This window comes from Stenotrophomonas sp. STEN046 (genome assembly GCF_056759755.1).
Genome location: NZ_JBRRDR010000003.1, coordinates 63050 through 78377, shown reverse-complemented (window position 1 = coordinate 78377; position 15328 = coordinate 63050). Strand labels below are relative to the sequence as shown.

Annotated in this window: 14 protein-coding genes; 6 read left to right on the top strand and 8 right to left on the bottom strand. The window is 66.2% G+C overall.

The window, feature by feature from the left end:
* Positions 1-292 precede the first annotated feature (292 nt).
* The 6 genes from ACVOLJ_RS02675 to ACVOLJ_RS02650 all read left to right on the top strand — a co-directional run bounded on the left by ACVOLJ_RS02675 (position 293) and on the right by ACVOLJ_RS02650 (position 7606).
* Positions 293-1447 carry an SIS domain-containing protein gene (locus ACVOLJ_RS02675; protein ID WP_481563395.1) on the top strand — a complete coding sequence of 385 codons (1155 nt, stop codon included), beginning with the start codon at positions 293-295 and terminating at the stop codon, positions 1445-1447.
* Positions 1440-2378: an ROK family protein gene (locus tag ACVOLJ_RS02670; protein ID WP_475278674.1), complete on the top strand. Its 939-nt coding sequence runs from the start codon at positions 1440-1442 to the stop codon at positions 2376-2378. Before ACVOLJ_RS02675 ends, ACVOLJ_RS02670 begins: the two co-directional genes overlap by 8 nt.
* Positions 2379-2394: 16 nt before the next feature.
* Entirely contained in the window at positions 2395-3729 is a 1335-nt protein-coding gene (locus ACVOLJ_RS02665) for a D-tagatose-bisphosphate aldolase, class II, non-catalytic subunit (RefSeq protein WP_481563394.1), read from the top strand.
* A gap of 33 nt (positions 3730-3762) precedes the next feature.
* Entirely contained in the window at positions 3763-4539 is a 777-nt protein-coding gene (locus tag ACVOLJ_RS02660; protein WP_481563393.1) for a DeoR family transcriptional regulator, read from the top strand.
* Positions 4536-5651, top strand: coding sequence for an N-acetylglucosamine-6-phosphate deacetylase (gene nagA / locus ACVOLJ_RS02655; protein ID WP_481563392.1), 1116 nt, complete (start codon positions 4536-4538; stop codon positions 5649-5651). Before ACVOLJ_RS02660 ends, nagA begins: the two co-directional genes overlap by 4 nt.
* 143 nt (positions 5652-5794) lie before the next feature.
* Complete coding sequence (locus ACVOLJ_RS02650) at positions 5795-7606, top strand: MFS transporter (RefSeq protein WP_481563391.1); 1812 nt, start codon at positions 5795-5797, stop codon at positions 7604-7606.
* Positions 7607-7695: 89 nt separating this feature from the next.
* Here ACVOLJ_RS02650 and ACVOLJ_RS02645 read toward each other — a convergent pair whose 3' ends face one another.
* The 8 genes from ACVOLJ_RS02645 to ACVOLJ_RS02610 all read right to left on the bottom strand — a co-directional run bounded on the left by ACVOLJ_RS02645 (position 7696) and on the right by ACVOLJ_RS02610 (position 15322).
* Entirely contained in the window at positions 7696-8247 is a 552-nt protein-coding gene (locus ACVOLJ_RS02645; protein WP_475278679.1) for an HdeD family acid-resistance protein, read from the bottom strand.
* Between the two features lie 58 nt (positions 8248-8305).
* On the bottom strand, positions 8306-9001 hold the full coding sequence (locus ACVOLJ_RS02640) for a ComF family protein (RefSeq protein WP_481563390.1): 696 nt from the start codon (positions 8999-9001) through the stop codon (positions 8306-8308).
* A gap of 68 nt (positions 9002-9069) precedes the next feature.
* Positions 9070-11001, bottom strand: coding sequence for a PEP/pyruvate-binding domain-containing protein (locus tag ACVOLJ_RS02635; RefSeq protein WP_481563389.1), 1932 nt, complete (start codon positions 10999-11001; stop codon positions 9070-9072).
* Between the two features lie 136 nt (positions 11002-11137).
* On the bottom strand, positions 11138-11884 hold the full coding sequence (locus ACVOLJ_RS02630; protein WP_481563388.1) for a hypothetical protein: 747 nt from the start codon (positions 11882-11884) through the stop codon (positions 11138-11140).
* Between the two features lie 34 nt (positions 11885-11918).
* A complete protein-coding gene (locus tag ACVOLJ_RS02625) occupies positions 11919-12992 on the bottom strand; it encodes a DUF5694 domain-containing protein (RefSeq protein WP_481563387.1) in 1074 nt (357 codons plus the stop codon).
* Positions 12993-13131: 139 nt separating this feature from the next.
* Positions 13132-13629, bottom strand: a complete 498-nt coding sequence (locus ACVOLJ_RS02620) for a hypothetical protein (RefSeq protein ID WP_481563386.1) — start codon at positions 13627-13629, stop codon at positions 13132-13134.
* Positions 13626-14573: a DUF6708 domain-containing protein gene (locus ACVOLJ_RS02615; RefSeq protein ID WP_481563385.1), complete on the bottom strand. Its 948-nt coding sequence runs from the start codon at positions 14571-14573 to the stop codon at positions 13626-13628. The genes ACVOLJ_RS02620 and ACVOLJ_RS02615 overlap by 4 nt, the downstream gene beginning before the upstream one ends.
* Positions 14570-15322, bottom strand: a complete 753-nt coding sequence (locus tag ACVOLJ_RS02610; RefSeq protein WP_481563384.1) for a hypothetical protein — start codon at positions 15320-15322, stop codon at positions 14570-14572. The genes ACVOLJ_RS02615 and ACVOLJ_RS02610 overlap by 4 nt, the downstream gene beginning before the upstream one ends.
* Positions 15323-15328: the final 6 nt, after the last annotated feature.

The following is a 15328-nucleotide window of genomic DNA, read 5'->3' as shown; positions in this document are numbered from 1 at the left end:
TCGAAAGCGGTTGGGCCGACTCTAGGGCAGCGATTCGAAAGATGTCAACAAATTGAAAGGAAAAAGGAAGATATATTTAGATGAAACGAAAGTTGTTGCGCTGCAATACTTTGTGTAACCGCTTGCAGGCCCCTGTTAAGCATTGTGCGATACGGCATTCGGCGCATTCTTTCGTTTCAACCGGCCATCGCCGCAGGGAAAGTCAACACAGCAATATCTTTCTTTTTACTTTCGGTATTTGACATTTCGAAAGAAAACGCAGATGGTGCGCTGGCCCAACTGGAACCTCCGAATGGACGTCACCCTGCTTTCCGATGTGTCCGCCTGGCAGCGCCGAGGCGGAGCCGATACCGCTACCGAAATCGCGCAGCAGCCTGCGCTGTGGGAAGTCCTTGCACAGGATCTGTCGCGTGCCCGCGACCGCCTGCAGGCCTTCCTCGGCGACAGCCTCAACGATCCCAACCAGCGCGTGCTGTTCACCGGCGCCGGCAGCTCCGGCTTCATTGCCGAAATGGTGGCCGACGCCATCAACGCGCAGTGGCCGGCCGAGGTGCGCGTGGTGCACACCACCAGCCTGCTGACCCACCCGGACCTGTACCTGCAGCGCCATCGCCCCACCCTGCTGGTGTCGTTCGGTCGCAGCGGGTCCAGCCCGGAAAGTGTTGCCGCCGTGGACCGCGTGCGCAGCGACGTGGACGACGCACGCTTCCTCGATATCACCTGCAATGCCGATGGCGAACTGGCCCGCCGTGGCGCCGGCCGCGCCGACACCTGCACCCTGCTGATGCCGATGGCCAGCTGCGATCGCGCCTTCGCCATGACCAGCAGCCTGACCTGCATGCTGCTGGCGGCGTTGACCGTGTTCGACCGTTCACCCTGGGACGCCCGCATCGCGCGCCTGAAGCAGGTGGCCGGCCTGGCCCGCGAAGGGCAGGCGCAATGGGATGCACCGGTTGCCGCGCTCGCACAGCGCCCCTTCAACCGGGTGATCTACCTCGCCAGCGGCCCGCTGGAAGCGCTGGCACGCGAAGCGGCGCTGAAGGTGCTGGAGCTGACCGCCGGCCGCGTGCTGGCGCTGGCCAACACCCCGCTCGGCTTCCGCCACGGTCCCAAGTCCACGCTGGACGGGTCCACCCTGGTGGTGATGCTGCGCAGCGTGCAGCCGTTGGCACGACGCTACGAACAGGACCTGCTGGAAGAACTGCGCCGCGATGGCGTGGCCGGCCAGGTACTGTCGATGGGACCGCACGCCGACATCGGTGCCGACGATGACTACACCCTCACCGTTCCTGCCCTGGACGACCCCTGGCTGGCGCCGGTGTGGCTGGGCTTTGCGCAGCTTTACGCGCTGCAGCGTTCGGCCGCACTCGGCCTGACCCCGGACAACCCGTTCCCGGACGGCACCGTCAACCGCGTCGTCAAGGGCGTCACCATCCACCATGGCTGAGCTGATCGCCCACGCCTGCTACGGCATCGACATCGGCGGCACCAAGATCGAGCTGGTGGCCTGCGATGCGGCGATGCAGGTCAGCTGGCGCCGCCGCGTCGCGACCCCGCAGGGCGACTACGACGGTTTCCTGCAGGCGGTGGTGGAACTGGTGGCCGAGGCCGATGCGGCGCTCGGCCGCACCGATGCCGCCATTGGCATCGCCCTGCCCGGCGTGCGCGACCGCCGCAGCGGCCGCCAGCTCAGCGCGAATGTTCCCGCACTGACCGGCCACAGTGTTGCGGCCGACCTGCAGGCACGCCTGCAGCGTCCGCTGCAGTTCGGCAACGACCTGCAGTGCTTTGCCCTGTCTGAAGCACACGGCGGTGCTGCCGACGGCTATCCCAGCATGTTCGGCGCCATCCTCGGCACCGGTGCCGGTGGTGGTTTCTGCCTGCAGGGCCGCCTGCTGTCCGGCTTCAACGGCCTGGCCGGCGAGTGGGGCCACTGGAGCGTTCCCGGCCACCTGCTGCAGCGCCACGGCCTGCCCCTGATCGACTGCGCCTGTGGCCTGCAGGGCTGCGTGGAGCGCTATGTGTCCGGCAGCGGCGTGGCGATGATCGAACGCCACCTCGGTGGTACTGCCGCCGACGCCAGCGCGGTGATCGCATTGGCCGAAGCCGGCGATGCACGTGCACGCCAGGCACTGGATATCCACCGCGACCTGCTCGGTCACAGCCTGGCTGCGCTGGTGCTGGCCCTGGACCCGCACGTGATCGTGCTCGGCGGTGGTCTTTCGCAGTACGCACCGCTGTACCAGCAGTTGCCTGCGGCCATCGCCGCGCATCTGTTCAACGGCGTGCAGGTACCGCCCATCGTGCCGCCACGCTTCGGCGATGCCGGTGGCGCCCGCGGTGCCGCCCTGCTCGCCTGCCAACCCTCGTTTTCCTGATGTCCGGAGCTTGACCATGTCCCCGTTGCAGACCCTGCTTGCTTCCCACCGCGCCGGCGCCAACGTCGGCCTGTACAGCGTCTGCTGCAGCAACGAGCAGGTGCTGCGCGCAGCCATGCACGTGGCGCTGGCACATGGCACCGTGCTGCTGATCGAGGCCACCTCCAACCAGGTCGACCAGTTCGGCGGTTACACCGGCATGACCCCGCCGCAGTACCGCGATTACGTCGGCAGCCTGGCCGATGAGGAAGGCTTCCCGCGCGAACGGCTGATCCTGGGCGGCGACCACCTTGGTCCGAATGCCTGGCAGAGGCGCCCCGCCGCCGAAGCAATGACCCACGCGCGCGTGCTGATCGAAGCCTACGTCGCTGCCGGTTTCCACAAGATCCACCTGGACTGCAGCATGTCCTGCGCCGATGACCCGGTGCCGTTGCCGGACGCCATCGTCGCTGCGCGGTCGGCCGAGCTGGCCGAAATCGCCGAGCGCACTGCCGCCGGACACGGCCTGCCGCCACCGGTGTACGTCATCGGTACCGAAGTGCCGATTCCCGGCGGCGAAGCCTCGCTGGCGGGCGGCCTGCAGGTCACCACCCCGGCCGCGGCCGCGCAGACCCTGGCCATCCACCAGCAGGCCTTCGATACGCCGCAGCTGCGCGATGCGTGGCAGCGTGTGATCGCGATGGTGGTGCAGCCGGGCGTGGATTTCGACCACAGCAGCGTGCACGAATACGATGCGGCCGCTGCCGGTGCGCTCGCCGATTTCCTGGAACAGCAACCACGCATCGTGTTCGAGGCGCACTCCACCGATTACCAGCGCGAGAGTGGCCTGCACGCGCTGGTGCGTGACCACTTCGCCATCCTCAAGGTCGGCCCGGCGGCGACCTTCGCCTACCGCGAAGCGCTGTTTGCATTGGCGGCGATCGAAGCCGAGCTGTTGCCGGCCGCGCAGTGCTCGCGCCTGCCGCAGGTACTGGACGAGGTGATGCTGGCCAATCCGAAATCCTGGCAGTCCTACTACCAGGGCGACGAGGCAACCCTGCGCCTGTTGCGCAGCTATTCCTTCAGCGACCGCTGCCGCTACTACTGGGGCGAACCCGCACTGGCCCAGGCCGTGCAGACCCTGTTTGCCAATCTGGAACAGCATGCGCCACCGCTGGTGCTGCTCAGCCAGTTCCTGCCGGAGCAGTACCGCGCCGTGCGCGAAGGCACCCTGGCCAATACGCCAGGCGCGCTGGTGCAGCATCGCGTCGGCCTGTGCCTGGGCGAGTACGCCCGCGCCTGCAGCGGCAACCAGGCCGGAACCCGCAAGCAGAACGCAAGTTCGCCTGCCACCGTTCTTGCGAACGGCTAATCTCTACCTTTCCCCGCGAAACCGAGAATGGCCATGCGCAATACCCGCTCCCGCCGGCAACAGATTCTGCAGCTGCTGATCGAGCACGGCTCGGTGCAGGTGGCCGATCTGGTCGAGCGCTTCGGCGTGTCGGCGGTGACCATCCGTGCCGATCTCACCCACTTCGAGTCGCAGGGGCTGGCCACGCGCACCCATGGCGGCGCCACCCTGGTGCGCACGCCGCCGCAGGAACAGGACATCCACGAAAAAGATGCACTGAACCTGCCGCTGAAGGATTCCATCGGCACGGCGGCCGCGCGCCTGGTACAGGCCGGTGACAACATCATCATCGACTCCGGCTCGACCACGATGACCCTGGCCCGCCATCTGCGCGGGCACCGCGATGTGACGGTGATGACCAACGGCCTGAACATCGCCTGGGAACTGGCCAATGCCACCGGTGTGAACGTGCTGCTGACCGGTGGCCTGCTGCGCCAGCAGTCGCTGTCGCTGCAGGGCAGCCAGGCCGAGGCCAGCCTCAACTCCTACAGCTTCGACACCCTGTTCCTGGGCGTGGACGGGCTGGACCTGCAGTTCGGGCTGACCACGCACGACGAGGCCGAAGCCCGCCTCAACCACCGCATGGTCGAACGTGCGCGGCGCATCGTAGTGCTTACCGACGCCTCCAAGTTCGGCCGCGTCAGCCTGCACCGCATCGCACGCCTCGATCAGATCCACGCCATCATCACCGACGCCGGCATCGACGAGGCAACCCGCGAGGGGCTGCAGCGGCTGGGCATCGAAGTGATCATCGCCGAGCCGCCCGCATGACCGAGATCCGCACCCTGCACGGCCGCATCCTCACCCCACTGGGGTGGCGTCGCGGCCAGATCCACTTCGATTCGCACGTGCGCCAGCTGCAGGTGGATGACCACAGTGGTGGCGACGACCCGCAGCTGCCGGTAATCCTGCCGGGATTCATCGATCTGCACGTGCACGGCGCGGCCGGCGTGGACCTGATGCAGGGCGGTGACGTCGCCCGCACCATCGCCCGCACCCACGCGCGCTTCGGCACCACCACCCTGCTGGCGACCACCATGACCGCCGGCCTGGAGGAGATCGAGCACGCGCTGCGGGGCGTGGCCGCAACGATGGCCACACCCGATGCCGATGCGGCGTGCATTGCCGGCGTGCATCTGGAGGGCCCGTTCATCAGCCCGCAGCGCCTGGGCGCGCAGCCCAACCGCACCCTCGAGGCAACCATCGCACTGGTGCAGCAGCTGCACGCGCTGGCGCCGATCAAGGTGATGACGCTGGCGCCGGAGATCGGCGAGCACACCGCGCTGATTCCTGCGCTGTCGGCACTCGGCATCCGCGTGCAGCTCGGCCACAGTGCCGGCACCTACGAGGAAGGCGTGGCCGCACTGCAGGCCGGCGCCTCCGGCTTCACCCATCTGTTCAACGGCATGACCGGCGTCGACCACTATCGCCCGGGCATCGCCGCTGCTGCGCTGGCACATGCGCAGTACGCCGAAATCATTCCCGACCTGCAGCACATCCACCCGGGTGTGATCCGCCTGGCCGCGCGCGCGATTCCACGCCTGTACGCGGTGACCGACGCGACTGCCGCCACCGGCATGCCCGACGGCGAATACGCACTGGGCGAACAGCGCGTGCACAAGTGTGGCGGCTGTGTACGCCTGGCCACCGGCTCGCTGGCCGGCAGCGCGCTGACCATGGACCAGGCACTGCGCAACCTGGTGCAGGTGGGGCTGGAGCTGGCCGATGCGTCCCGGCGCGTTTCCACCTTCCCCGCCGACTACCTCGGCATGGACGATCGCGGCCGCATTGCGCCTGACGCCCGTGCCGACCTGGTGGTGCTCGATGCCGAGCTGCGCCTGCAGCAGGTCGTGGTGGGCGGTCGATTGATCGATCTGGACTGACACACACGATGCGGCCCGGATGCCGCATGCACTTCCTGTGGAGCCGAAGGCAATGGCAGGAGCCATTGCCTTCGGCTCTACATGTGACGCGCAAGCGCAACGCCTCAGCCACGCACCATCCCCGTTATTCCAGGAATACGCCGATGACCGCAGCCACTGCACCTGCCGTACCCGCTTCCACCGCTCCGCGCTGGCCCGTACGCTACCTGCTCTTCATCGGCGGCCTTGGCGGCCTGCTCTACGGCATCGATATCGGCATCATCGCCGGCGCCCTGCCCTACCTTGAGGCCACCGCCAGCCATGCCTGGCAGCTCAGCAGCCAGCAGCTCGGCTTCGTTGTGGCTGCAGTCCTGCTCGGCAGCGTGCTGTCTTCGCTGTTCGCCGGCATGATCGCCGACCTCATCGGTCGTCGCGGTGCAATGCTGCTGGCAGGTGTCCTGTTCACCGCCTCCATCCCGATCATGGCGCTGGCCTCGGGTTACACCCCGCTGCTGCTGGGTCGCCTTCTGCAGGGCGTCAGTGGCGGCCTGATCGGCGTGGTCATTCCGCTGTACCTGGCCGAAGTGCTCAGCCCGGAACGGCGCGGACGTGGCGCGGCGATGTTCCAGCTGCTGCTGACCGTCGGCCTGGTGCTGGCGGCATTGATCGGCCTCTACCACGCCCATGCCGTGGATGCGGCCACCGAAGCGGTGCGCTCGCTGCCGGTCGCGCAGCAGGCGCAGGAGCTGTTCGCAGTGAAGGACCACGCCTGGCGCACCATCTTCTGGACCTGCCTGGCGCCGGGCCTGCTGTTCTGCGCCGGCATCTTCTGGCTGTCCGAATCGCCGCGTTGGCTGGTGCGTCGCGGTCGCATCGATGATGCCCGCCGCAGCCTGCAGCGTGTGCTGCCCGCCGCCGATGTGGAGCCCACGCTGGCACAGATCCAGGCACCGGAATCGAGCAGCAGCGGCGGCAAGCGCGACCCGCTGCTCAGCCGCCGCTATGTGGTGCCGTTCGTACTGGCCTGCGTGGTGCTGGCCTGCACCCAGGCTACCGGCATCAACTCGGTGCTGGCCTATGCGGTGAACATCCTCAACCAGGCGGGCCTTTCCGGTTCGGTGGCCAACGGCGCCGATGTGGCGATCAAGCTGCTCAACGCGGTAATGACCGTGGTCGCGCTGCTGCTGGTCGACCGCAAGGGCCGCAAGTTCCTGCTGATGCTCGGCAGCGGCGGCATCTGCGTGGCCCTGCTGGCAGCGGCGACGCTGTTCTTCCAGGCCGAGCGGGGCCGTACCGACGTGCAGCCGCAACTGCAGGCGTCGGTAACCGGCGACGGCCTGCACCTGGTGCTGGACCAGACCCAGTGGCAACGCCTGGCCGGCAGCGTGGACAGCGAAGGCCGCCCACTGCAGCTCACCGTGTCCTACGCCTATGGTGACTTCACCAACGTGCGCGCGCTGCGCAGCGACAACCTGAGCGACCGCGAGCTGCGCATCGAACGCGACGGCACAGTGCGGCCGGACAGCGTGATCGGCGCGTTCTTCCGCACCATCCACCTCAATCCCTTCGCCAATCCGGCCAGTGCCGCGCAGGCACCGCTGCGCATCGAACAGGCGCGCATCGGGCCCATCCCGCCACCCGCGCATGGCTGGGCAGTGGCCGCCTGCATCCTGGTGTTCGTGGCCTTCTTCGCGGTCGGTCCGGGCGTGTGCGTGTGGTTGGCACTGTCGGAGCTGATGCCCAACCGCATCCGCTCCAACGGCATGAGCATCGCGCTGCTGATCAACCAGTTCGTGTCCACCACCATCGCCGCGATCTTCCTGCCCACGGTGGGGCATTACGGCTACGCCAGCATGTTCCTGTTCTGGGCCGGGTGCACGTTCGTGTTCTTCCTGGTGGCCGCGCTCTGGCTGCCGGAAACCAAGGGCCGCTCACTGGAAGAGATCGAGGCCGGCTTTGCGCGCAAGCGCGGCTGAGACCGCGAACTCCCGCGCCGGCGAACGTCCGGCGCGGGAGTCGACTGACCGTCGACTCCATCCTCGGTGCCGTCGCGGCAGCGCCGCCCTCAGCGCAGCTTTCTGAGCTTGAACGCCACCAGTACCTGCAGCGCCCCGTACAGCAGGCTGCCGATGCCGATCCACAACGTGGTCACCGCCACGCCCGCATACGGGTTGGCCGCAAACAGCAGCCCCAGCACGATGGCCAGTACACCGCTGAGTATCAGCAGCCACTCGCCCTGGATCTGCTTGCGCACGCGCAGGGCGAACACGATGCGGTAGATGCCCGCCACCAGCAGCCAGGCGGCCAGCAACACCACCAGCACGCTGGCCGTGGCCAGCGGATTGATCACCGCCAGCACGCCAAAGCCCAGCGAGGCCAGCGCGTACAGCAGCAGCCAGCCGCGCGAGGCACCACTGCCGCCATTGATCAGCGCAAGCAGGCTGATGACGCCTTCCACGATCGCCATCACGCCCAGCGTCCACGCCAGCGCCATGGCCGCCGACATCGGCCAACCGATGGCAACGATGCCAAAGCCCAGCGCCACCAGCCCGTACAGCAGCAGGATCCACCAGCTGCGCCCAACGGCCGACAACAGGGGAGACAGGGGGGAATTCATGGCCACTCCTTCGATCCGGTATCACGCTCATCGTAATCCCCGGGCATGAAGGCTGCGATCACGGCACCCGTGCGCATACCCACACCCGCACCTCTTCTGCACCCACCAGGCGCAGCGTGTCGGCAATCTCCAGCACCGTACTGCCGGTGGTCATCACATCGTCCACCACGGTCAGCTGCGGCGGTACCGCACCACGCACATCAAAGGCGTCGAACAGGTTTTCGCGACGCTGCTCGGCACTGCGCTCGGACTGCGGCGCGGTGTAACGGCGACGGTAGAGGCCGCGCCACATCGGCATTCGCAGCAGGCGACACAACTCGGCCGCCTGGTCGTAGCCACGCTGGCGCAACCGCCGGCGATGCAACGGCACCGGCACCAGCGGCAGGCAGGACCACGGCGGCGGACTGCGCAGCATCAACTGCGCAAGCAGGCGCCCAGCGGCCAGGTCCTGGTGGAACTTGTAGCGCACCAGCAGCTGATCCACCGGCGGCAGGTACAGCAGGCTCGCGTGGGTGGCCGTCTGCGGCGGCGGCTCATCGCGGCAGGTGCCACAAATGGGCAGGGCATCCGCGGGAAGTGGCAGCGCGCAGCGCAAGCAGGCCCGGCCGGCCCACGGCAGCTCGGCCAGGCAGGCTGCACAGAGGTCGAGCTCATCGTGACCGGGCGCATTGCAGACCAGGCAACGCAAGGGCAGCAGCAGGCGGAACATCGCCTGCAGCGACACGGCAGAGAGGCAGAACGATGCAACGCGCATACCCCAGCATCGCGCTGCGGCCGCTTGCCGCCCATCGGTGAACACAGCACCTGCGCATCGGGAACCCGCTAGCGCGCGCTGCCATCCACATACGGCCGCGACTGCAGGACCAGCACCTCGTCACCCACCACCGCCCACTCGATGTCCTGGTCCACACCCCCCAGCGCCTGTCGGGTGGCCGCACCGATCTTCGCAAGCCGCGCGACAAGCGCATCGGTCAATACCTGCCGCGAACCGGTGATGGGCACCTCACGCACGCCACCGCCGGCCTTGGCCACCAGCTGGGTGTCTTCCGCCGACCGGCTCAGCACCTGCACCGCCTTGGACCAGTTCGAGTACATCACCTGCTCGGCCTGGCGCTTGCCTTCCACCACACGGATACCCAGCCCGCGCTTGGCCGAGATGTAGGTCACATGCTGGCGCGCACGATCGAACGGGTCGCGGGTGATCATCACCCCGGAACTGTCCGACGGCGCGGCCACCTGCACCAGAACCGCCATCGCCACCGCATCCTGCTGCAGGCCTGCGGCCGTGCGCGCCTCGTAGGCCTCGAAGTTGTAGATCGATGCCCATACCGTCTGCACCGCCTTCGCGACGGCATCGGCGCGGGTCACGTTGGGGACGGTGGTGTACAGCCCCGCACCACTGAATCCCGGCAGATCCTCGGAGTTGGACGAACTGCGAACGAATACCCCAGCGCCTTTCAGTTGACCTTGCCATTGCGCCTGCAGCGACCGCACGAAGGCAGCATCGGGCGCTGCGTTGGTGATCTCCGCGCGCAGCCCGGCCAGCGCAGCGCGGCGGACCTCTGGATCGGTGCCGAAGCCCGGGCGCTGCTGCAGTGCGCGCAGGCGTTCGGGGATCTTCAGCCGCTGCCGCATGGCCTGGTAGTGCGAGAACGGAACGCAGAAGCCGTCCGGTACCCGTGCAGCCGGAGGCAGTACTGCCTTCAGCGTGCCGAGGTTGGCTGCCTTCACGCCACAGTGGCTGCTGTCGCGCGCACGCAGCGCCGCCAACGGCTTGAGCGCCACCACCGAAAGGTCCGGCCGTGGCAGATTGCGCTGCACCGGGCGCGCGGCCGTGGCCGATGGGGTCCGCGCCGGGCGCGCAATGGGGGTCACCCGGTAGTCGTTGCTGCTGACCTCCAGCGCCACCCAGCGCCCGTCGTACTGGCGCAGCGCGGTCTGTGCGTCGCGCACGTAGGCATTGGGAATGCCCCAGCCCTTGGCCAGCAGGTTCACATGGGACAGCAAGGTCGAAGGCCGCTGTGTCACCAGGCCGGCCACCGGTGCCAGCGCGATGGGCACCTCATCCAGCACCGGAATATCAGTGGGCGACAACGTACGCAGCTGTGCGTCCGAGCGGACGATCCGCAGCCGTCCCTCGGCGCGGCCTGTGTTCAACGGCAGGAAACGCTGCTCGCGCAGCAGGGCCTCCTGGCTGACATACGCCAGGCCCATGGCCCTGGCCACCTGCTCATGGCCGGTGGCGTTGGTCTTGAAGCGGATGGGATCGTAGAACGAGCTCCGCACGATGTCATCGGTCTGCCGCAGCAATGCAGCGCTGATCCTGTCGCCTTCCCAGAACTCGTAGGTGTAGCCCGGCAGATCCCGCTGCCACGCCAAGGTGCCGAACAGGAACCGCCGCTGCGGGTCGCGGTACTGCGCGTTGAGCGTGGCCTTGTCCATCGACCGCCCCAGCCGCTGGCGCACGAACTGTTCGTGCAGCGCATGGCGGGGAGTGTTGATGTAGTAGATGCGCCCGGCATCGTGCCGATCGATCACGAAGATCAGGTGCGGCATTTCCAGCGGGGTGCCGGCGTTGTAGACACGGGCCAGCTGCATGAACTGTTCGCGGCTGTCGATCCGCGCCAGCGCGTCGGGGCCCGCCGATGGCGGCGGCGGGGGCTGTTCGGTGCCCGGGCGGTATTCATAGGGCGAGGGCTTGCGTGCCGTCTGCGCGAACGAGGGCGCGACGCAGAGCAGCAGCGTGAATGTCACGGTCCTGGCCAGGGAGCGCGCTTGCCGCGTGGGGTGCATACGGGATCTGTCCATGATGCCGGTGCCGGGGAATGCGGCGATCATAAGCCAGTGCGCCGTCGCGTGCCGGCCGTCAGCCGCCTGCCAACGTGCCAGCTCAGCCGATGGCTGCAGCCGCCTGCCATGCGCACTGGAGTTGCTCCCGCTCTGCAGCGCTGACGTAGCGCGCGTCGGCGCCGAGCGCGAACAGCGCATGCTGCAGGGAGGCGGCAGCACGTGACCACGCCGCATTGAAACCCTCCTCCTCATCGTCCACCACGAACGCGGCGCCGCCGACGAGCGCGAGCGCACGCTTGCGCAGCTCGGCATGCAGCACGCTCGGCGCAGCACCTACCGGTGATCGCGGCACCGTCGGCCCCATTGCGAGTATCCCTGCATGGTCATCGCCCAGAAAAGGCGAATCGGGATCGACGTCTGCAAGCCATCGGTCCCACACGGCGTTGCAGCAGCGTGCGGCCTGTTCGTCGTTGGACAGGGAAAGCGCGTCGATCACTGCAAGCGGCAGATGCGCAATACTGCGCAGCAGATCCACCACCGCCTCGCCGCCAGCGCCGAACAGCTCCGACAGGGGCGCCTCATCCAGTACATCCACGGCGGTCGCCCGCGTGTAGCCGGCATAGGCTGCCGGCTGCTCTGATGCCTTGTGAATGATGCGGACCCTCCACAACCGGCCCGGCCAGGTGGCAAGTGTCACCGAGCAGGGATGGTGGTCAACGACGATCCAGGGCCGCCGGTCCACCCGGTCGCCGATGCGGGCACCTGGTGCGGCGGCCGACATCGGCCCCTGTTCGTCATCGCCCACGTAGACGAAGCCGTAAACCGCCTCCTCAGGCATGTGGGTCATGCTGTCCCATCCCTGTATGCCTGGTGCTGGCCCATCACTTCAGCAGGGGCTGCACATCCACGATCCGCACATCGTGCATCTGCTTCAGATACGCATCCAGATACGCCTTGTGCGATGCGCCGACAATCACCAGCGTGCGCATGCCCGGTGTCGGCCCCATCAGATCGCGGATGTTGGCGGCCATGCGCAGGTTGCGCGTTTCCCACGAGGTGACATAGAGGCGTCCATAGCCCTGCGCCGAGGGTTCTTCCAGTGCAGCGCCATAGTCACTTTCGAAGGCGATTGCCGCCAGATCGCCCGCGTTGTAGCGGCGGTACAGGGCCAGCATCTTCTCCGGCGTATCCGCCTGTGCTTCCAGTTCGCCGAACATCGTGCCGCGCTGCTTGGTGGCCGGGTTGTCCCACGCCTTCCTGATGGCTGCCACATAGGCTTTGGGGTCAGGGCCGTAGCGGTCTGCACTGTGATCATCCATCGGCCACAGCCGCTCATGCCCCAGTCGCGCAGCAAGAGGCGCAGCGACCAAGGTCGTCTCGTTGCGGCTCACGCGCAGCGCTTCCAGCGCATCCACCAGGGCCTGGTCCAGGCCTTCATCTGCATGCCGATCCGCCTCGGCAAGGCGCAACCATTGCACCAGCGCAGAATCACGCTCGCCGGCCGCCAGGAAGGTGGCAGCCAGTGCACGCCGCTGTACCGCCGTCGGGTGCACAGGCCAGGTGGCCAGCATCGCTTCGGCCGCAGCGTTGGCCGCCGGCACGTCCAGCCCGGTAGCCTTCCCGGCCACCGCTGTATCGGGGCAGTAGTCGCTTATGTTGAAGCGATAGCGCGAGGGGTAACGCCGCAGGGTGTCGCACTGCAGGCCCGATACCACCTCGATCGCGATGGCCTTCGGCTGCCACGCGGCAAGGCGGTCGATCAGGGCGCCGAGCGTTGAAGGATCGAACGTCTTCGGCATGCCCGAAAGATGCGTGGTGCCCAGCACCGCAACCTCATTCTGTACGCCCTGCTGCGGGCCCTTGTGCGCGCCCGGATCAAAGGCCTGTGCGTGTGCGGTGGCCGCCAGCATCCAGCCACAGAGCGCGGCGCCGATCATCCTGTTTCGTCTCTGCATTGCCTGCTTCCCTTCCCGCTGCATGTGACTTGCCGGTAAAGCGCGTAACCCGCGCATAGCGGCGCAGATTCAGGCGCTGCGGGGGGATCTGTCAATTGGTGGAGCTGGCAGCCTCCCGTTCGCCCCCCGGATTCAGCCCTCACGACTTTCCGAGGAGGTCTCCGAACTGTGCCCCGAGGTCGCTCACACCCATCTTCGACCATCGCTCCAGAAGCGTGTCGATATCTTCATGCGGGTGCGTCGGATCGGCCTGTTCCAGATCTTCGCCATCGAAGACCGTTACGCTGAGCTCGTATGGGCCAACCTGAAGGAAGAAGCCGCTGGATACGCATACTATCCGCCCTCGGCCCAATGGCCGGCTGTCTCCGTTGACATAGGTCGCGCCGCAGGCGTCAAGCACTACGTAGGCTCCGTCCTGGTAGCCGATTTCTACATGCAACGGAGCAATCCTGTGCCCAGGTGCCTGCAGGCGCCACGAGCACACCTCGCTGCTGCCCACGCTGCCACCAAGGGCATCAAACACGTGGTAATGACTGTTGCCTATCGCCAACTGTGCGAGATTCTTGACTGCCAATCGCATTCGGGTTTTGGGGAGCCTGCGCATCGTGTAGGTCTCTCTGCTATCGGTGGTCGTCATCGATACCTTGCCGGGTTGTTGCGCGCATCGCGCACCCACGGATCGTCATCGGCCACAGCGCACGCGGCCTCTACGTCCTCCGGCCAGACAGGGATCTTTCCTGTGCGCATGGCGACCCAGCGCGCACACGCGCTGGCCAAGTCGAACGGGAAATAGATCAGTGCGACGCCCGCGAACTGGCCATAACGCATGCGCAGGTGACGCAACCCTTCGCGCATGCTTTCCCGCCGCGCACATGTACTGACCGGAACGTAGTACTTGATGCAATCGACAACGGCCTCTGGCCCCTCTTCCATGTACCGGCGCAGGAACTCCCAATGTCCAGTGACGATCTCGGGGATCTCTACTTCGGTGAAGGCAAAGGTCTCGCGCACGGTTTCACCGTCCGCATCCAGCACATGGCCGTGGATGGCCCAGTTGGCGCCCATGCCCGAGGGAAACATCGGCTCCTGGACCAGAGTGAAGAACACCTCATCCCACGGGATGCGCAGGATCGTGCCATCGATACGGTGCACGTACACCATGCGATTGAGCCGGTTGAGACGGATCGGGTAATGGGTGTAACGAAAGGCCTCCTGCCGTAAGAGCCACAGGCCCCAATAGGCTGCTGCACCGGCGATTGCCACTACAAATATGATCCAGATAGCCAGAGAAACGTCATCGCTGCTTTGGACGCGATTTCGATGAGACAGAGCGGCAATCGGCATTGCAACCATCGCCACAGTGAACATTGAAAAACCAATGAATGAAAATACGCTACAAAAACCCTTTTCTGCGAAAAAATTGTCCACAAGCTCGATAAAGCACGAGTTCATCCGAATAGCGCTGATTTGGGCGAGCGGACGCGCATCAAGACACGCTCTCTGATCCAGACGAAGCTGCACATCACGAGTAGTCAGGGCGCGATTTACTTTGAATTTTGATGTAAGTCCCATCAAGCTCATCGCCCATCACCCAGAGCAATATTGAGCTCCCTCATTTCGGTCTCTAGGTGCGTGTACCGCTCAGCTTCATTGAAATTTCCCCAGTAACAGCGCTCAAGCCAGTCTTGCAGCTTGTTGTCTTTCACTAGTTCGATAAGGACAGCGATTCCAATCAGCAGCACTGCCGCTATCCATCCAAGAACAGGAAATGTCGACGATGCCAAAGCGAGGTAAATAATCGAACCGCCGAGTATGGCCGAGGCCAAATATAGAGAAGAGACGAAGAGATTCCCTTCTAATCCTTCCCGCACCCCCTTCACCAGATCCATCCCCGCCATCACCACGCCCGCTGCAACAGAAGCGGCCCTTCCCACCATCACCAGTCGATTGGCGGCAGACAGGCCTCCTGGCCTCTGCGAAAAATAGTTGTCCAACGCCCTCCCCGCCGTCTCCGCCGTCGTCCCGGCCAGCGCTCCAATTCCCGCCGACAGCCGCAGCTTCGCTTCCATCCGCTCGTGCTCCATCGATTCGTCCACGTCCGACCACAGCTTGGTCAACGCCGCCACCTGCAGCACTCCGCCCACCGTGCCCAGCCGCACATTGACGTTGATCGTGCTGCGCCACTTCTTCAGCTCCACTGTTTCGGCCTGCTCCAGGCTCAGCAGCCCTTTCAGTTCGCCGGCACGCGCCTTCTGTGGGTCCAGCAGCGGCATCCAGCGGGCCCGGCGGTGGCCGTCCAGCTCGATGCCTTTCAGCTTCAGCCGGCGCATCTCCGC